Genomic DNA, 17,119 nt, shown 5'->3' with positions numbered 1-17,119 from the left:
CCGAGCTTCCCCATCGGTGGGTACTCCTGGGCGGAGCCCGGCGGGGCGGGCTGTGCCGGTGGCCCAGTGGTGGGGGCGGGGAGCCCCCCCCCACCACCACTGATCACCGACGGCCGGCGCCCGTGACGGTCCGCTCTTCAGTTGTGTGCGGGGTTGGATCGTGACGAAGCCAGGACGTGTCCCGGCCTCGTGGTCTCAGCGACGCAGACCCAGCTCCGCGATGAGCGCGCGGTAGCGCTCGATGTCCTTGTCGCGCAGGTAGTTCAGCAGCCGGCGGCGGCGCCCCACCATCTGGAGCAGACCACGACGCGAGTGGTGGTCGTGCTTGTGTTCCTTGAGGTGCTCCGTGAGGTGGTCGATGCGCTTGGTCAGCAGCGCGACCTGGACCTCGGGAGAGCCGGTGTCGCCCTCGCTGCGGGCGAACTTGGCGACGATCTCCGACCGTTCGTCGGGGAGGGTTGCTGCCACGGCGTGCACTCCTGCGTCCCTGCGTCGCCGGGCGGTGACGGAGTCACCCGGGGTCGTCCTGCGCACGGCGCGGAGCCGTGTGCTGGGAGAGGACCCGACGCCCGAACGAGCACGGTTCGAGCACGATCCGGATGGATCGGCTCTCGGTAGTGTGACAGGCCCGCACTCCCCCGGCAAACGGCCGTCACGGCAGAGGGGTCTCCCCGGAGAGCAGCCGCAGCACGACCGAGCGCAGGTGGTCGAGGCTGAAGGGCTTGGACAGGTAGTAGTCGGCCCCGGCCGACCATCCCCGCCACACGTCCTCGTCTCCGGAGAGCGCGGTCGCCATGATCACCGGGACGTCCTCCCATGCCTCGCGTCCGCGAAGGGCCTCCAGGACCGTGTAGCCGTTGGCGCCCGGCATCATGATGTCCAGGATGACCAGGTCAGGGGGTTCGTCGTCCAGCCGCGCCAGCGCGGCTGTACCGTCGCTGAGGATCTCGGTCTCGAAGCCCTCCACGGCGAGCGTCATCTCGAGCATGCTCGAGACCGCGGGATCGTCCTCGACCACGAGGATCGTTGCCACACCAACTCCGACGCCGCACGACACCTACGCCGCCAGCGTAGGATGACGTGCGCCGTGACCGCTGCAACTCTCCCGTCCACGTGGTCCTACCGCTTCACTGCCCGAGCACCCGATCATCAGACGGCATCGACGCTCATCAGTCGGCGACACTCCGCGATGTCGGCGTGGATCTGCTCGACCAGCGCGTTGGCGTCGGGGAAGCGCTGTTCGTCCCGCAGTCGGTGGGTGAAGCCCAGCGCGAGGTGGCGTCCGTACAGGTCGTGGTCCTTGCGGTCGAGCAGGTGCGCCTCGATCGTGACGTGCTCGCCCCCGAACGTCGGACGCGTGCCGATGTTCACCACGGAGGCCCACCGTTCGGTCGCTTCGACGTCGATCTCGGCCCACGCGGCGTACACGCCGTTCGCCGGCACCTGCAGGCGGTGGTCGACCTCGATGTTCGCGGTCGGGATGCCGATCGTGCGTCCGCGTCCCTCCCCACGGATGACCGTGCCGTCGAGCCAGTAGGGACGACCGAGCGCAGCCGTGACCTCGGTCACGTCTCCCGGTCCGTCGAGGAGGCGCCGGATCCGTGTGGACGAGATCGGGGCGCCGTCCTCGACCTCGAGATCGACCGCCTCGACCGTGAACGAGCCGTGTTCGCGCAGGTCCTCGACGGTGCCTTCGGCCTTGTGCCCGAAGCGGAAGTTGGCACCGACGATGACGTGTTCGGCCGCGAGACCCTGCGTGAGGATCTCCGCCACGAAGCGCTGGGGTTCCCACCGCGAGAACTCCAGCGTGAACGGCTGCACGAGTATGGCGTCGAGACCCAGCCCCAGCAGGGCGTGGACGCGACGTTCGAGCGACATCAGGTAGCGGGGCTGTGACCCGGGAGCCAGCACCTCCTGTGGGTGACGGTCGAAAGTCACGGCGACGGGGCGTCGATCGCTACGGCGGGCTTCCTCGACGGCCCGGCCCACGATCGCCTGGTGACCACGGTGCACGCCGTCGAAGAACCCGATCGTGACGACCGAGGGTTGCGGTGGCAGTTCGGAGACGTCGGCCACGACCGTCACGACCGTTGCTCCTCTCCGTCAGCGGGCTGGTCCGCCAGGTCCTTCGGGGTGATGAGCACGACCTCTGGCCGTCCCTCCTCACCATCGTCGCGGTACACCGCGAGCAGGCGACCACGGTAGGTGACGCGGTACGGGGCGGGGGAACCCTGGGCCGGCAGTGACCGACCGGTGGCGACGGCGCGGGCACCCTCCACCTCGACCGTGACCTCGTCGAGCGTGTCGAGCGCGCGATGCACGGGGAGCACGAGGTCACCGAACGCCCCGCGCTCACCGTGCTCGAGCACGACCTCGAGCGAGTGGGCATCGCCGCCGTCGAAGCCGGCGTTGCGTGTCCGTCGCAGCGAGCTCAGGTGCGCCCCGACCCCGAGTGCCCGTCCCAGATCGTGCCCCAGCGTCCTGACGTAGGTACCGGCCGAACAGCTGACCGTGAGATCCGCTTCGGGTGTCGATCCGGAGCGGAACGCGTCGAGCGACAGCTCGTGGATCGTCACCGGCCGCGACTCACGCTCGATCTCCTCGCCCCGCCTGGCCTTCTCGTGCAGCCGCTCGCCTCCGACCTTGATGGCGGACACCATCGGCGGGACCTGCTCGATCTCGCCGCGGAAGCGCCCGAGCGCCGACTCGATGTCCTCGCGGGTCAGGTGCTCCGCAGGACGCTCGGTGACGATGTCTCCCCCCGCGTCCTGGGTCGTCGTCTCGACACCGAACCGAACGGTGGTGGTGTAGGTCTTGGCCCCTTCCTGGAGGAACCGCGCGATGCGGGTCGCCTTACCGAGGCACACGACGAGGATGCCGGTCGCCCCGGGATCGAGCGTGCCCGTGTGGCCCACCCGACGCTGTCCCGCCGCGCGCCTGACCTCGTCGACCACGTCGTGCGAGGTGACGCCTGCCGGCTTGTCGACGACGAGGACACCAGTGTGACGATCGGTCCCACGGCGGCGGCTCACGGTGTGAGTCGCTCCCGGACGGTGGCGACCACCTCTTCAGGGGGATCCGAGCTGGTGAACCCGGCAGAGAAGCCGTGGCCTCCACCACCGAGGGCCGCCGCCAGCGCACCGACGTCGACCGCGCCCTTCGACCGCAGCGAGACCCGCCAGGTCCCGTCGGCGGCCTCCTTCAGCAACAGGGCGACCCGCGCACGTTCGACCGACCGCAGCACATCGACGAGCGGTTCCGTGTGCTCGAACTCGAGGGAGTTGTCGGCCAGGTCGTCCTGTGTCACGTACGAGTCGAGCAGGCCGGTCGACTCGTCGAGCTGCGCCCGAGCGGTCACCACGGAGAGCAGACCGAGGTAGCCGAACGGGTGGGTCTCGTAGATGCGCCGCGAGAGCTCCTCGTGTTCGATGCCGGTCTCCAGCAGGCGGCCGCCGAGCTCCATCGCGGACGGATCGGTGGAGCTGTACTGGAACCGACCGGTGTCGGTCACCAGACCCGTGTACAGACACGCAGCGAGGTCGCGATCGAGGGGTTCGCCGATACGGCGCAGGAACTCGGCCACGAGCATGACCGTCGCGGCGGCCCCACCAGCCACCAGGCGCACGTCGCCGAAGTCCTCACCCGATGCGTGGTGGTCGAACACGATGAGCGTCTCAGCCTCGCGTGCGGCATCGGCGAGCACACCGAGGCGGTCGTAGCTGGCGGCATCGAAGGTGACCATCACCGCGGGGGCCGCGGGGAACGCGTCGGGAGGGCGCACGTGCTCGATCGCGGGCAGGAACGCGTACGAGGAAGGGATCGTGAAGGGCTCGCTACCCCAGGACGCGATGACGTCGAAGCCCGCCCGACGTAGCACCAGGTACATCGCCAGCATCGATCCGAGCGCGTCGCCGTCCGGTTCGACGTGGCAGGCGAGCGCCACCTGCTGATCGGACGCCCGCGCCCGTTGGAGCGCCGCGAGGGCGCCGCTCCAGCTTTCGTCGGGAACCGCTTCGAGCCAGTTCACTCCTCCTCGCCCTCCGGGCCCATCTCGGCCCCGTCGGTCTCGTGGGTCTCGTCGGTCTCGCCGGACCGCGCCCGGACCTCACGCAGCAGGGCCTCGACGCGACCGGCGCTCGCCGCGACGGGATCGGACCGGAAGTGCAGCTCGGGGGTCTGGCGCAGTCGGACCTGGCGCCCGAGCAGGGACCGGATCCGGGGCGCGGCACTCTCCAGACCTTCGGCGACCGTCTCGTCGTCGGCGAGTCGATCGCCCCCGGAACGGCGCACATCGCCGGACACGAGCGACGGGTCGACGGTCGTGTAGTAGACCGTCGCGTGGCTCAGGTCGTGCGTGAGGTGCACGTCCGTGACCGTCACCAGCCGCAGGCGGGGATCGGCGATCTCGGTCTCGAGGATCGACGCGATGGCTTCCTTCACCGACTCGGTGACGCGTGGGTTGGCGCCGCGTTTGGTCACGGTCCCTCTCCGTTCCAGCTCTCGATGTAGCTGTCGATGCGGATCACCTCGAGACGCGGGTCGCGCTCCAGCACGGGCACGATGCGGTCCAGAACTCGATCGGCTCCCATCTCGCTCGAGGCGGCAACGGTCACGCCGAGGACGGTGCGCTGCCACAGGTCTTGTGCCCCGACCTCGGCGACGGAGCAGTCGAGCGTGCGCTGCAGTCCCGCGCGCGCCTTGTTCAGGACCGCACGCTTGCCCTTCAGCGAGCCCACCCCAGGGAAGCGCAGCTCGACACGCGCTACCCCGACGAACACCGTTCCGTCGGATGCCACCGTCGGGTCACTCCCGCTCGACCTCGACCGTCTCGTACGCCTCGAGGACGTCGCCTTCCTTCACGTCCTGGAACGAGTTCAAGCCGATGCCGCACTCGTAGCCCTGCGACACCTCCTTGACGTCGTCCTTGAAGCGGCGCAGCGACGACATCGTGTCCTCGGCGACGACGACGCCATCCCGGATGACGCGTACGCCGGCCTCCCGACGCACGACGCCGTTCGTGACCATGCATCCGAACACGAACCCGGCCTTCGGGACCTTGAAGATCTCGCGGACCTCGGCCTCGCCGATGACCTGCTCCCGGAACTCGGGAGCGAGCAGGCCCTTGACGGCGCGCTCGATGTCCTCGATGGCCTCGTAGATGACCGAGTAGGTGCGCAGATCGACGCCGGCGCGAGCGATCTCCTCGCGGGCGTTCGCGTCGGGGCGGACGTTGAACGCGACGATGATCGCGTCCGACGTCTCGGCGAGCATCACGTCCGACTTGTTCACCGCACCGACGCCCTTGCTGACGACGTTGACCATGACCTCGGCGAGCTCGAGCTTCATCAGCGAGCTCTCGAGCGCCTCCGCCGAGCCCGACACGTCGGCCTTGATCATCACGTTCAGGGTGGCCTTCTCGCCGGCGGCGACCTCGGCCGTGAGATCCTCGAGCGTCTTCGGGCGTGCCTGCTCGGCGAGTCCCGCTCGCCGTGCCCGGCTCGAGCGACGCTCGGCGATGTCGCGAGCGTTGCGTTCCGAGTCGACCACGCGGAACTGGTCGCCCGCTTCCGGGACGTCGTTCATCCCCAGGATCTGCACCGGAGTGCCGGGCGGCGCCTCCTCGACCTCCTGGCCGTCCTCGTCGAACATGGCCCGGATGCGCCCGTCGGCGACACCAGCCACCAGGATCACGCCTGGACGCAACGTCCCGGCCTCGACCAGCAGGGTGGCGACGGGTCCGCGCCCCTTGTCGAGGTGTGCCTCGACGACGCGGCCACGCGCGGGCTTGTTCGGGTTGGCCTCGAGCTCGAGCAGGTCCGCCTGCAGGAGGATGATCTCGAGCAGGTCCTCGATGCCCATCCTCGCCTTGGCGGACACCGGCACGGTCGGGGTCTCGCCGCCGTAATCCTCGGCGACGAGCTCGTACTCGGTCAGCTGACCCTTCACCTTGTCCGGGTCGGCACTGTCCAGGTCCATCTTGTTGATGGCCACGATGATGGGCACGCCTGCCGCCTTGGCGTGGTTGATGGCCTCGATGGTCTGGGGCATGACGCCATCGTTGGCCGCGACGACCAGCACGACGACATCGGTGACCTGGGCACCACGGGCACGCATGGCGGTGAAAGCCTCGTGCCCCGGGGTGTCGATGAAGGTCACCAGGCGTCCATCGTGCTGGACCTGGTACGCACCGATGTGCTGGGTGATGCCGCCGGCCTCGCCCGAGACGACGTCGGCTTCGCGGATCGCGTCGAGCAGCAGGGTCTTGCCGTGATCCACGTGGCCCATCACGGTCACGACCGGCGGTCGTGGCTGGAGCACCTCGGGATCCTCGGGCTCCTCGACACCGAACTCGGCCTCCGCCTGGGACATGAAGTACACCTCGAAGCCCAGCTCCGCACCCAGGATCTCGACGGTGTCGTCGGGCAGGGTCTGCTGCACCGTCGCCATCTCGCCCATCTCGAACAGCTTCTTGACGATCGCCGCGCCGGGCACGCCGAGCTTGTCGGCGAGTTCACCGACGGTGATCCCGGACAGGATCTCGACCCGCTCGGCCTTGATCTGCTCCTCGAGCGGGATGTCGCGACGCGTCGGACGACGGTCGAGCTCCTGCTCCTCCGGCGTGGTGCGTTCCTTGCGACGGCGCTTGCGTCCTGGGCCGCCCGGGCCGGTGCGCGGCGGGGCGCCGCGACCGGGCTGCTGCTGGGGCGGTGGGGGCGGACCTCCCGGTGTCGGCTGACCGGTCGTCGGCCGGCCTCGACCCACGGGCTGTCGGTACGGCGAGGCAGGTCCGCCGGGGCGACCGCGTCCGGCGTCGCCAGGGGGAGGGCCACGGCGGGCGGCCGGCTGGCGGGTCGGCGGAGCGGGTCGCAGCGGCGGGGGGATGGCGCGCTTGCCGGAGCCCTCCTTGGGCAGGGTCGGCTCTTGCACGCGCCGTGGCCGAGGCGTGGCACCGGTCACCGTCGGGGGCGGCGGCGCGCCCGGCATCCGTCCAGCCGCTTGGGGGCGCATCGGCGTCTCGTCCGATGCGGGCGACGGAGCGCCGGGCATCCGTGGGCCGGCGTCGGCCGTGCCACCCTCGGTGTCCGCGTCGACCTCGGCAGCCGTGGCAGGCTCGGCGGTCGCTTCGGCGACGAGCTCGTCGGCCTCGGCCTGCGCAGCGGGGGCCTGCTCGTCGGCCTCGAGGGTGGCCGCCGCCTCCTGCTCTTGCAGCTTGCGGAGGTGGGGCGGCAGGACCTTGGCGGCCTTCTTGCGCTCGGGCGGTGCGACCTCGGCGACGTTCTTGAACCGCTCGAGCTCCTCCTGCTCCTTGCGTCGGCGCGCCTCGTCCTCGGCGTCGCGCTCGGCCTGGGACTTGCCCAGGGACTCCCTGAACTGCTGCGCCTCCCCCTCGGTGATGGACGAGGAGTGGGACTTGGCGTCGATGCCGAGATCCTTGAGACGGCGCAGGACGTCCTTGTTGTCGAGGCCAGTGGCCCTTGACAACTCGTACACACGAACCTTGTTGCTCACGCTTCTCGCTCCTTGGTCCCTCGACCGACGCGCCGGGTCAGCTCGTCGAGCGCGCTCGCGACCTCGTCGGTCCGCACGCGCAGAGCGCGTGCCAGCGCGGCTCCGCCACGGCGTCGAGCCGCTGCGACGCAGTCGGGATCGGGACAGATGTACGCACCGCGGCCCTCGAGCCGCTCGTCGTCGACGCGGGCTCCGTGCGGCGTCCGCGCGACGCGGAGCAGCTCGGTCCGTGGACGCTGACGACGGCAGCCGACGCACGTGCGCTGGGGCACGTGCTCATCCGATGGTACCTGTGCATCCACCTCGTCACGTTCCTGTGTCCCATCTCACGCGCTCTCGGCAGCGTCCTCGCCGCTCTCGCCCTCGTCGATGGCTCTCTGGCGCGCCTCCGCGGCGCGCTCCTGGGCAGCGGCCACGGCCGCGACCCCTTCGTCGTTCAGCGGGTTGCCGTACTCGTCCACGAGGCCCTTCTCGAACGCCTCCTGGAACGCTCGTTGCTCCTCCTCGAACTGCGCCTCGCTGCGGATGTCGATGCGCCAGCCGGTCATCCGGGCCGCGAGGCGGGCGTTCTGGCCCTCGCGACCGATCGCCAGCGACAGCTGGTAGTCGGGCACGACGACCAGGGCGGTCGCGTCCTCGGGGTACAGGTAGACGTTGCTGACCTTGGCCGGCGACAGCGCGTTCGCGACCAGCTGCTCCGGGTCGTCCGCCCACGGAACGATGTCGATCTTCTCCGTGGCCTCGTTGTGCAGCTCCTTCATGACGCCACGCACCCGCTGACCCTGCGGGCCCACACACGCCCCGACGGGATCGACGTCGGGGTCGTTGCTGCTCACCGCGATCTTCGTGCGGTGGCCCGCCTCCCGGGCGATGGCCTTGATCTCGACGATGCCGTCCTCGATCTCGGGCACCTCGAGGGCGAAGAGACCGACGACGAGGCCGGGGTGGGTACGCGAGGCGACGATCTGCGCGCCCCGCTGCTGACGCCGGACCTCGATCACGACCGCACGGGTGTGCTCGCCGTGCTCGAGGCGCTCGTTGGGGAGCTGCTCGCTGTACGGCAGGAGCGCCTCGGTGCGTCCGAGCTCGACGAGGGTCACGCTGCCCTGCTGGCTCACCACGCCGGAGATGATGTCGCCCTCCCGACCCACGTACTCGCCGTAGGTAGCCTCCCGCTCCGCCTCCCGGAGGCGCTGGAGGAGGACCTGCTTGGCGGTCTGGGCCACGATGCGGCCGAAGTCCTTGGGCTCCTCGATCCACTCGCTGACGACGTTGCCGTCGTCGTCGAGTTCCTGCGCGTACAGCGTCACGTCACCGGTGATGCGGTCGACGGCGACGCGTGCCTCCTCGCCTCCAGCGTGCGGCGAGCGCTTGTACGCCGACGCCAGCGCGGTCTCGAAGGCCTCGACGACGGTGATGAAGTCGATGGCCTTCTCGCGCTCGATCTGGCGGAGCGCCTCGATGTCGATCTTCACGTCGTGTTCCTCCTCGGCGTCACCACGGCAGCACCACGCGGCCGTGGTCGACCTCATCGAGGGGGACGGCGAGGTGCTCCCCGTCGACCTCGAGGGTCACGGCACGGTCGTCTGCGGTGATCACGGTTCCGGTGAGCTCGGGCTGACCGAGGCGGCTGACCCGCACGGGGCGACCGCGGTTGCGGTCGAAGTCCCGCCCGGTCCGCAGCGGCCGGGTCGCACCGGGCGAGCTGACCTCGAGCGTGTAACGACCTTCCACGAGGTCCTCGGCATCCAGGGCATCCCCCAGATCGCGGGACAGCGCGGTGATCAGGTCCACGTCGACGCCGCCATCGCGGTCGACGACGATGCGCACGAGTCGGCTCCCGCGCTGACCGCGTAGCTCGACCTCCTCGAGGTCGGTGCCGGCGGCGCGCACGATGGGCTCGGCGAGCCCGGCGACGGCGTCGCGAAGCGCTTCGTCAGCGCCGCGTTCCTCCGTGCTCACCGTCCTCCTCCTGCTCGCATCGTTCCGTCTGGGATCGTTCTGGCTCGCGCTCAACGGCCGGCCCTGGAGGGCCGGCCGTCGCGTGAGACGTCCAGTTGTCGCGCCGGGCGAGTTCGGCCCCGAACGCAGCGGAAGTGGGCGCCACGGCCCACTCCCCAAGCCAGGAAGGAGCCTACCACGGCCCGGTGGGCCCTGCCATCGGCCCCCACGAGGTCGGGCGTTGCGCTAGGCCGAAACCACCGGGGTCCCGCTGCCCCGCTCGGCGCGGATCTCGTCGGCCATCTCGCGAGCGAAGTGGACGATGGTCTCGACGATGTCCTCCTCACGGACGGTCGCGATGACCTCACCACGCTTGATGATCTGACCCTTGCCCTTGCCGGCGGCGACACCGATGTCGGCCTCACGGGCCTCACCGGGCCCGTTGACGACGCAGCCCATGACCGCGACTCGGAGGGGCACGTCGATGCCCTCGAGTTCGTTCTGCACCGTCTCGGCGAGCGTGAACACGTCCACCTCGGCGCGACCGCAGGCGGGGCACGACACGACGTTCAGGCCGGGGATCCGCAGGTGGAGCGACTCCAGGATGGCGATCCCCGCCTTCACCTCCTCGACGGGGTCCGCGGACAGCGAGACGCGGATCGTGTCACCGATCCCGTCGGCGAGCAGCGCCCCGATCCCCACCGCGGACTTGATCGCCCCGGTCTTCAGCGGCCCCGCCTCGGTGACGCCGAGGTGGAGCGGGTACTCGCAGCGCTCGGCGAGGAGACGGTAGGCCTCGATCATCGTCCACGGGTCGCTGTGCTTCACGCTGATCTTGGTGTTGTGGAACCCGACGTCCTCGAGGAGGCGCACCTCGTTCAGCGCCGACTCGACGAGGGCCTCGGGAGTCGGGCCACCGAAACGCGCGAGCACCTCGTCCTCGAGCGACCCTCCGTTGACGCCGATGCGGATCGCCACGCCGGCGTCGTCGGCGAGCCCACCGATGAGCTTGACCTTCTCGTGCTTCTTGATGTTGCCGGGGTTGATGCGAACGCCCGCACAGCCGGCCTCGATGGCGGCGACGGCGTACTTCCACTGGAAGTGGATGTCGGCGACGACGGGGATGCGACTGTGCTCGGCGATCGCGGCCAGCGCGTCAGCGTCCTCCTGGCGCGGGCACGCGACGCGCACGATGTCGCATCCGGCCGCCTGCAGTTGGGCGATCTGCTGCAGCGTGGCGTCGACCTCGTGCGTCGGCGTGATCGTCATGGACTGCACGGTCACGGGTGCATCGCTGCCGATCGTCAACGGGCCCAGGCGGACCTGGCGGGTCGGCCGCCGCCGCGGTGGCGTGGGCTGGTCCGGCTGCGCCGGTGATGCGGCGATGGGCAGGTTGGTGACCACGGGCTCCTCGGGGTTCGCGTCGGAGGGCGTGTGTCGTGCAGATCAGGGCAGCTGGATGGGTCGCACGATGTCGAGCCAGACAACCGCCAGGAACACGGTACCGAGCACGACGATCACGGGCACGGCGACGGCTGCGATCGCACGGGGATCGAGCTTGAAATCGGGCACTCGGCCCCGGGCGCGGCGGACGCCGTTGACGACCGACTCGATGCCGAGGACGGCGAGGTGGCCGCCATCAAGGGGTGGCAGGGGGGCGAGGTTGAAGATCCCCACGAACACGTTGATCGAGGCCAGGATCAGGAGCAGGAACAACGGCCCGAACTCGGCGCTGCCCTCGCCGGCCGCCCGTGCGAGACCGATCGGCGATGCCGCACCTTCGATGCCGCGCTCCTGCTCGCCCGTGACCTGGCCGAACAGCTGGCCGAGCCCGTCGGGGCCGAAGACACGCCCGAGCGCAAGGAACGTCTCGCGGCTGAGGGTGACCACGCCGGTGTCGCCCACGAAGGTCTCGTACAACGCGTCGCCGGGAGCGAGCGGGCGGTCCTCCGCCTCGGGGACGAACCCGAGCAGTCCCACCGTCTCGCCATCGACCTCGCTGGCCTCTGGCGTCGCGATGACGTCGATCGTGCGCCCGTCGCGGACGACCCGGAAGGTCAGAGGTTCACCGGCGTTGCCACGGATGAACTCCCGCGCGGTCTCGAAGTCCTCGACATCGACGCCCTCGACGGCGGCGATGCGATCGCCGGTCTGCAGCCCGGCCTCCTCGGCTGGGGAGTCCGGTAGCACCTCGTCGACGACCGGCAGCGGGATGGCCTGACCGAACAGCAGGAAGCCGACGAACAGCAGCACGATCGCCTGGACGAAGTGCATGAAGGAGCCGGATGCCAGGACGATGGCGCGCTGCCAGGCGGGGCGGTCGTGGAAGAACCGGCCCTCGTCGCCACGGAGCACGCGGTGCCGCAGATCGCCGACTCGACCGGTGTCGTCGAGCATCGCCCCTGCCGCCGTGTCGATCGCTTCGCGGGCCTCGTCGACCGTGGCGTGGTCACCGGCCGCCGCACGAGCGCGGTCGACGATGACGGTGCGGGTGTCGGCGGGGACGCCCCGCCGGGCCAGTTCCTCGCCGACGCGTCGCCACGTCTCCATCGGCACGGCAGGCGTCTCGAGCACGTCGATCCGCATCCGTGATGCCGATGCGCGGCGGTCCTCCGCGACGTCGTCTGGAGTCAGGACGTGATCGCTGACGGGGGCGAGCCGATCGTCGCCGAACGACATCCCGCTGATGCGGACGAAGCCACCGAACGGGAGAGCCTTGACCCCCACCTCGGCCTCGTCGTAGCGGGTGGACCAGATCGTGGGGCCGAAACCGATGAAGTAGCGGTCGGCACGCATGCCGAAGCGACGAGCGGTCCAGAAGTGGCCCCACTCGTGCAGGCCGATGGCGACCACGAAGATGCCGACGAGGAAGATGACGATCGCGAGGCTGCTGCTCACCGCGTGCCCTCCTCCAGTCGTCGGTCCGCTTCGGCGCGGGCCCAGCCATCGGCCGCCACGACGTCATCGACGTCGCGGGGCGCGGGGGGGTTCCCCGCGGCGTGCGCCTCGAGCACGTCCTCGACGACGTCGATGATGCGGGGCAACCGGATCCGCCCCGCGAGGAAGGCGTCGACGGCCTGCTCGTTGGCGGCGTTGAGCACGCAGGGGAAGGTACCCGCACGCCGCCCCGCCTCCTCCGCCAGCGACAGTGCACGGAAGGTCGTGCGGTCGACCGGCTCGAAGGTCAGCGTCTCGGCACGGGTCCAGTCCATCGCGGCGAAGGCGTGCGGCAGGCGCTCAGGCCAGGCCAGCGCGAGCTGGATCGGCAGACGCATGTCGGGAGGCGACAGCTGGGCGATCGTGGAGCCGTCGACGAACTCCACGAGGGAGTGCACGATCGACTGCGGGTGCACCACGACGTCCAGACGGTCCCAGGGCAGGTCGAACAGCAGGTGGGCCTCGATCAGCTCGAGCCCCTTGTTCATCAGCGTCGCCGAGTTGACCGTGATGACCGGTCCCATGTCCCACGTCGGGTGGGCGAGGGCCTCGGCGACGGTGACGCCGGCCAGATCCTCGCGGGTGCGTCCACGGAAGGGTCCTCCCGAGGCGGTGAGCACGACCCGGCCGATCTCGGACGCGGCTCCGCTGCGCAGGCATTGGGCGATCGCGGAGTGCTCGCTGTCGACGGGGACGAGCTGTCGGTCACGTCCCCCAGCCTGCTCCGCCGCCGCGATCACCAGGTCGCCGCCGACGATCAGGCTCTCCTTGTTGGCCAGCGCGACGACGTGACCGGCGCCGAGGGCAGCCAGCGTCGGAGCGAGTCCGCGGGCGCCCGTGACGGCGTTGAGGACGACGTCGGCGTCTGGTAGCGCGGCGATCTCGGCGATGCCGGCGGCGCCGTCGCGGACCACCGCATCGGGGAGGCGCTCCCGCAGGGAACGAGCCGCGTCCGCGTCCGCCACCGCGAGCTGAGTGACCCCGAACTCCTCGGCCTGCTGGGCGAGCGCACGGGCGTCGGTTCCCGCTGCGAGCGCGAGGACCTCGAAGCGGCCGGGATGTGCGCGGATGACGTCCAGTGCCTGCGTGCCGATGGAGCCGGTGGCGCCCAGCAGCACGACCCGTCGGCGCGCATCGCGGTTCACGTTGGGGCGACGTCAGTCGCGTCGGTGCGCCACGCGTCGACCCGCTCCGCCGCCCCCACCGCGACGGGCAGACGGCGGCCGTCACCGAGGTGGTACCGGGCCAGCAGCTGACCGCAGGCCGCGTCGGCGTCGCGCCCACGGGTGTCGCGCAGCGTGACGTTGACGCCCCGCCGTTCCAGCTCACCGATGAAGGCCTCGGTGCGCGCGAGCGACGGCTCGCGCCACACGACGCCCGGAGTGGGGTTCATGGGGATCACGTTGACGTGCGCTCGCAACGACCGGGCGAGCTCCGCCAGTTCGTGCGCGTCCCGGATGGAGTCGTTGACGTCTCCGATCAGGCACCACTCGAAGGTGACGCGGCGGTTGGTCGCGGCACGGTACGCACGTGCGGCGTCGATGACCTCGGCGATGGGATGGGTGCGGTTGATCGGCACGAGGTCATCGCGGAGCCGATCGTTGGCGGCGTGCAACGAGACGGCGAGCGTGACGGGGATGCCGAGGTCCGCGAGACGACGCATCCCGGGGACCAGTCCGACGGTCGAGACGGTGATGCTCCGCGCTCCGAGGTCGAACCCCTCGGGATCGTGCAACCACTCGATCGCGGCGATGGTCGCATCGAGGTTCGCGAGCGGCTCTCCCATGCCCATGAACACGACGTTGGTGACGCGGTCGGCGCGACCGACCTCCGGCAGGTCCTGGTCGAACAGGCGGCCGGTCCGGAGGGCGGCGTCGGCCACCACCACCTGTCGGACGATCTCGCCGGAGATGAGCTGCCGACGCAGTCCCGCCTGCCCGGTCGCACAGAAGGGACACCCCAGCGCGCAGCCCGCCTGGCTGGACACGCACACCGTGGCACGACCGGGATAGAGCATGAGGACGGTCTCGATGGCCTCGCCGTCGTCGAACCGCAGCAACAGCTTGTGGGTACGGCCCTCATCGGTCACCACGTGGCTGACGAGCTCGGGGCGGGCGGGCAGGAAGCGCGCGGCCAGCTCGGGGCGCAGCGCGCTGGGGACGTCGGTCATCTCCGCCGGATCGTCGATGCCCCGCACGAGCCACGCGTGCACCTGCCGGCCGCGGTACGCCGGTTCACCCAGCTCCTCGAGCAACGTCTCGAGGCCGGACCGGTCCAGCGCGTACGGGTCGACGGTCGGCACTAGCGGCCCATCAGCTCGAGGACGTAGTAGCCGACGGGGAGCGCGAACAGGATCCCGTCGACGCGGTCGAGCACGCCGCCGTGTCCCGGCAGGATCGTGCCGAGGTCCTTCACGCCGAGGTCGCGCTTCACCATCGACTCCGCCAGATCCCCGGTGAAGCCGGCGAGCCCCCCGGCCACGGCGAGCAGCACGGCGGTCGGGACGTCGAACAGCTCACCCACGTTGGGCAGCACCGCCACGGCGAGCAAGACGGCGAGGAACAGCCCGCCGATCAGTCCCTCCCAGGTCTTGTTGGGGCTGATCGTGGGGGCGATCCGGTGGCGGCCGATGGTCACGCCGACGGCGAACGCCCCGATGTCGGACACGATCGCCGCCCCGACGACCGCCAGCACGGCAGCCGCCGCATCGACCGGTCGGGTGATGAGCAAGATGGCGAACGACGCCAGCATGGGTACCCACAGACCCAGCAGGACGGTGCCGGCGATGTTGCGCACGACGTCGTGCCGGTGCGGGTCAGCGAGCTCCCACGCCACCGCACCGAGCAACAGGACGGCCAGGCCCAGGACCTGTCCCTCGAGTCCGAGCTCGTAGGTGCCTGCCAGGGCGACGATGGCGGTGGCCGTCAGCACCGGACGTGCCACGGGCCAGCCCGCGTCGGTGAACACCGCGCCCGCCTCGAACACGGCGATCAACACGAGCACACCGACGAGGATGGTGAAACCCAGCGGCGTGAGGAAGGTGGTCAGCAGGAACGCCGCGGCGAGGACGACCCCGACCGCGATGGCGACGGGTAGGTCGCGGCCACCCACCTTCCGTCGGTCGGGCGGCAGGGCCGTCACGGGAGGGCCGGCGTCACCGGCAGGCTCTTCTGGGGCGGGTTGGGCACTCAAGGGTGGCCTCAGACCTCGAGCAGGTCCTGCTCCTTGTGCTCGAGCAGCTCGTCGATCCGACCGACGTGCCGCCCGGTCAGCTCCTCGAGCTGCTTGGCGGCACGGTCGTGCTCGTCCTGGCCGATGTCGCCGTCGTCGACCAGCTTCTGGAGCGAGTCCTTGGCATCGCGTCGGACGTTGCGGACCGCGATACGTGCGTCCTCCGCGCGCGCCTTGGCGAGCTTGATGTACTCCTTGCGCCGCTCCTCGGTGAGCTCGGGGAATACGCACCGGATGATCTGGCCGTCGGTGGAGGGGTTGAGGCCGAAGTCAGCGTCACGGATCGCCTTCTCGATCGCGTCGAGCGAGGACTTGTCGTAGGGACTGACCACCAGCATCCGCGGCTCGGGCACGGCGAACGTCGCGAGCTGCTGCAACGGGGTCATCTGGCCGTAGTAGTCGACCTGCAGGCTGTGCAGCAGCTGGGGGTTCGCGCGCCCCGTGCGGATACCGGCGAACTCGATCTGCAGGTGATCGACGGCTCCGTCCATTCGGTGTCCGGCGTCGGCGAGGACGGACCTCACGTCGGTGAACTGGGTCATCGGCGTTCTCCTGTTCGCGTCAGCCAGCGGTCACGAGGGTGCCGACGGCCTCACCCTCGACGATGCGACGGATGTTGCCCTTCTCGAGCAGCTCGAAGACCACGATAGGCAGCTTGTGGTCCATGCACAGCGAAATCGCGGTCGCGTCCATGACGGTGAGTCCGCGGTTGAGGACCTCGAGGAAGTCGACCGACTCGAAGCGGTGTGCATCCGGGGCCGTGCGCGGATCCGCGTCGTAGATCCCGTCGACCTGGGTGCCCTTGAGTAGCACCTCCGCCCCGATCTCGAGCGCCCGCTGCGCGGCCGCGGTGTCGGTCGAGAAGTACGGCGCCCCGAGACCGGCCGCGAAGACCACGATGCGGCCCTTCTCGAGGTGGCGGAGCGCTCGGCGACGGATGTAGGGCTCACACAGCTCCTGCATCGCGATCGCGCTCTGGACGCGGGTGGGAACACCGGCCTTCTCGACCGCGTCCTGCAGGGCGAGCGCGTTGATCACCGTCGCGAGCATCCCCATCTGGTCGGCGCTCGAACGGTCCATGCCGGCAGCCTGAGGGGACGTCCCGCGGAAGATGTTGCCGCCCCCGACGACGACGCCGACCTCGGTGCCGGCTTGCGCGAGCTCGACGAGCTCGGACGCGATGAAGTTCACGACCTGGGTCGAGATGCCGCCGTCCGCTTCGGGACCCGCGAACGCCTCTCCGGAGAGCTTGAGGAGGATGCGGCGGTAGGGTTGCCGGCTGGCGTCGGTCACGGCGCGGTCCTCCAGCTGGCGATCCCGGATGCTCGTAAGGATGCTAGCCGACGCCTCCGGACCGCTCGTCCCGGACAGGTATCCCGGGAACTGACGGCGAAGTGGCCGTGCGAAGCGGCCGTGCGGGGGCCGGATCGACCCGGGGAGGCAACCAGATGACGACGTGGGACCGCATCCGCACGATGTCCCGGAGCCACAGGTCATTCCT

17 protein-coding genes and 1 pseudogene are annotated in these 17,119 nt (G+C 70.3%); all 18 read right to left on the bottom strand.

What is annotated here, in order from left to right; all coding sequences use genetic code 11:
- Positions 1-195: 195 nt before the first annotated feature.
- The 18 genes and pseudogenes from rpsO to pyrH all read right to left on the bottom strand — a co-directional run bounded on the left by rpsO (position 196) and on the right by pyrH (position 17,115).
- Positions 196-468: a 30S ribosomal protein S15 gene (gene rpsO / locus KY469_11030; GenBank protein ID MBW3663621.1), complete on the bottom strand. Its 273-nt coding sequence runs from the start codon at positions 466-468 to the stop codon at positions 196-198.
- 184 nt (positions 469-652) lie between these two features.
- Complete coding sequence (locus KY469_11025) at positions 653-1,033, bottom strand: response regulator (GenBank protein ID MBW3663620.1); 381 nt, start codon at positions 1,031-1,033, stop codon at positions 653-655.
- Positions 1,034-1,149: 116 nt separating this feature from the next.
- Positions 1,150-2,085: a bifunctional riboflavin kinase/FAD synthetase gene (locus KY469_11020; GenBank protein ID MBW3663619.1), complete on the bottom strand. Its 936-nt coding sequence runs from the start codon at positions 2,083-2,085 to the stop codon at positions 1,150-1,152.
- Positions 2,082-3,032, bottom strand: a complete 951-nt coding sequence (gene truB / locus KY469_11015; GenBank protein MBW3663618.1) for a tRNA pseudouridine(55) synthase TruB — start codon at positions 3,030-3,032, stop codon at positions 2,082-2,084. Before truB ends, KY469_11020 begins: the two co-directional genes overlap by 4 nt.
- A complete protein-coding gene (locus KY469_11010) occupies positions 3,029-4,027 on the bottom strand; it encodes a DHH family phosphoesterase (protein MBW3663617.1) in 999 nt (332 codons plus the stop codon). The genes truB and KY469_11010 overlap by 4 nt, the downstream gene beginning before the upstream one ends.
- The gene (rbfA, locus tag KY469_11005; protein ID MBW3663616.1) at positions 4,024-4,479 is read right to left on the bottom strand and encodes a 30S ribosome-binding factor RbfA; all 456 of its coding nucleotides are present in this window, start codon (positions 4,477-4,479) and stop codon (positions 4,024-4,026) included. The genes KY469_11010 and rbfA overlap by 4 nt, the downstream gene beginning before the upstream one ends.
- Positions 4,476-4,796 (bottom strand): DUF503 domain-containing protein, encoded by a 321-nt coding sequence (locus KY469_11000; GenBank protein MBW3663615.1) that lies wholly within the window; start codon positions 4,794-4,796, stop codon positions 4,476-4,478. The genes rbfA and KY469_11000 overlap by 4 nt, the downstream gene beginning before the upstream one ends.
- Before the next feature lie 7 nt (positions 4,797-4,803).
- Positions 4,804-7,509, bottom strand: a pseudogene (gene infB / locus KY469_10995) (translation initiation factor IF-2).
- Positions 7,506-7,811 (bottom strand): YlxR family protein, encoded by a 306-nt coding sequence (locus tag KY469_10990; GenBank protein MBW3663614.1) that lies wholly within the window; start codon positions 7,809-7,811, stop codon positions 7,506-7,508. Before KY469_10990 ends, infB begins: the two are co-directional and overlap by 4 nt.
- 24 nt (positions 7,812-7,835) lie before the next feature.
- On the bottom strand, positions 7,836-8,984 hold the full coding sequence (gene nusA / locus KY469_10985) for a transcription termination factor NusA (GenBank protein ID MBW3663613.1): 1,149 nt from the start codon (positions 8,982-8,984) through the stop codon (positions 7,836-7,838).
- A 19-nt stretch (positions 8,985-9,003) separates the two neighbouring features.
- Positions 9,004-9,471 carry a ribosome maturation factor RimP gene (locus tag KY469_10980; GenBank protein MBW3663612.1) on the bottom strand — a complete coding sequence of 156 codons (468 nt, stop codon included), beginning with the start codon at positions 9,469-9,471 and terminating at the stop codon, positions 9,004-9,006.
- Between the two features lie 225 nt (positions 9,472-9,696).
- Positions 9,697-10,842, bottom strand: coding sequence for a flavodoxin-dependent (E)-4-hydroxy-3-methylbut-2-enyl-diphosphate synthase (ispG, locus tag KY469_10975; protein ID MBW3663611.1), 1,146 nt, complete (start codon positions 10,840-10,842; stop codon positions 9,697-9,699).
- Positions 10,843-10,896: 54 nt separating this feature from the next.
- On the bottom strand, positions 10,897-12,348 hold the full coding sequence (locus KY469_10970) for a M50 family metallopeptidase (protein MBW3663610.1): 1,452 nt from the start codon (positions 12,346-12,348) through the stop codon (positions 10,897-10,899).
- Positions 12,345-13,532, bottom strand: coding sequence for a 1-deoxy-D-xylulose-5-phosphate reductoisomerase (dxr, locus tag KY469_10965; GenBank protein ID MBW3663609.1), 1,188 nt, complete (start codon positions 13,530-13,532; stop codon positions 12,345-12,347). Before dxr ends, KY469_10970 begins: the two co-directional genes overlap by 4 nt.
- The gene (gene rlmN / locus KY469_10960; protein MBW3663608.1) at positions 13,529-14,665 is read right to left on the bottom strand and encodes a 23S rRNA (adenine(2503)-C(2))-methyltransferase RlmN; all 1,137 of its coding nucleotides are present in this window, start codon (positions 14,663-14,665) and stop codon (positions 13,529-13,531) included. The genes dxr and rlmN overlap by 4 nt, the downstream gene beginning before the upstream one ends.
- Before the next feature lie 23 nt (positions 14,666-14,688).
- Positions 14,689-15,528 carry a phosphatidate cytidylyltransferase gene (locus KY469_10955; GenBank protein MBW3663607.1) on the bottom strand — a complete coding sequence of 280 codons (840 nt, stop codon included), beginning with the start codon at positions 15,526-15,528 and terminating at the stop codon, positions 14,689-14,691.
- A gap of 59 nt (positions 15,529-15,587) precedes the next feature.
- On the bottom strand, positions 15,588-16,160 hold the full coding sequence (gene frr / locus KY469_10950; GenBank protein ID MBW3663606.1) for a ribosome recycling factor: 573 nt from the start codon (positions 16,158-16,160) through the stop codon (positions 15,588-15,590).
- Between the two features lie 19 nt (positions 16,161-16,179).
- Positions 16,180-17,115: a UMP kinase gene (gene pyrH / locus KY469_10945; GenBank protein ID MBW3663605.1), complete on the bottom strand. Its 936-nt coding sequence runs from the start codon at positions 17,113-17,115 to the stop codon at positions 16,180-16,182.
- Between the last annotated feature and the right edge of the window lie 4 nt (positions 17,116-17,119).

The sequence above is a fragment of the Actinomycetota bacterium genome (assembly GCA_019347575.1).
Taxonomy (GTDB): Bacteria; Actinomycetota; Nitriliruptoria; order Nitriliruptorales; family Nitriliruptoraceae; genus JAHWKY01.
The sequence above is the reverse complement of the archived record's forward strand: the minus strand, read 5'-3'. Positions and strand labels throughout refer to the sequence as shown.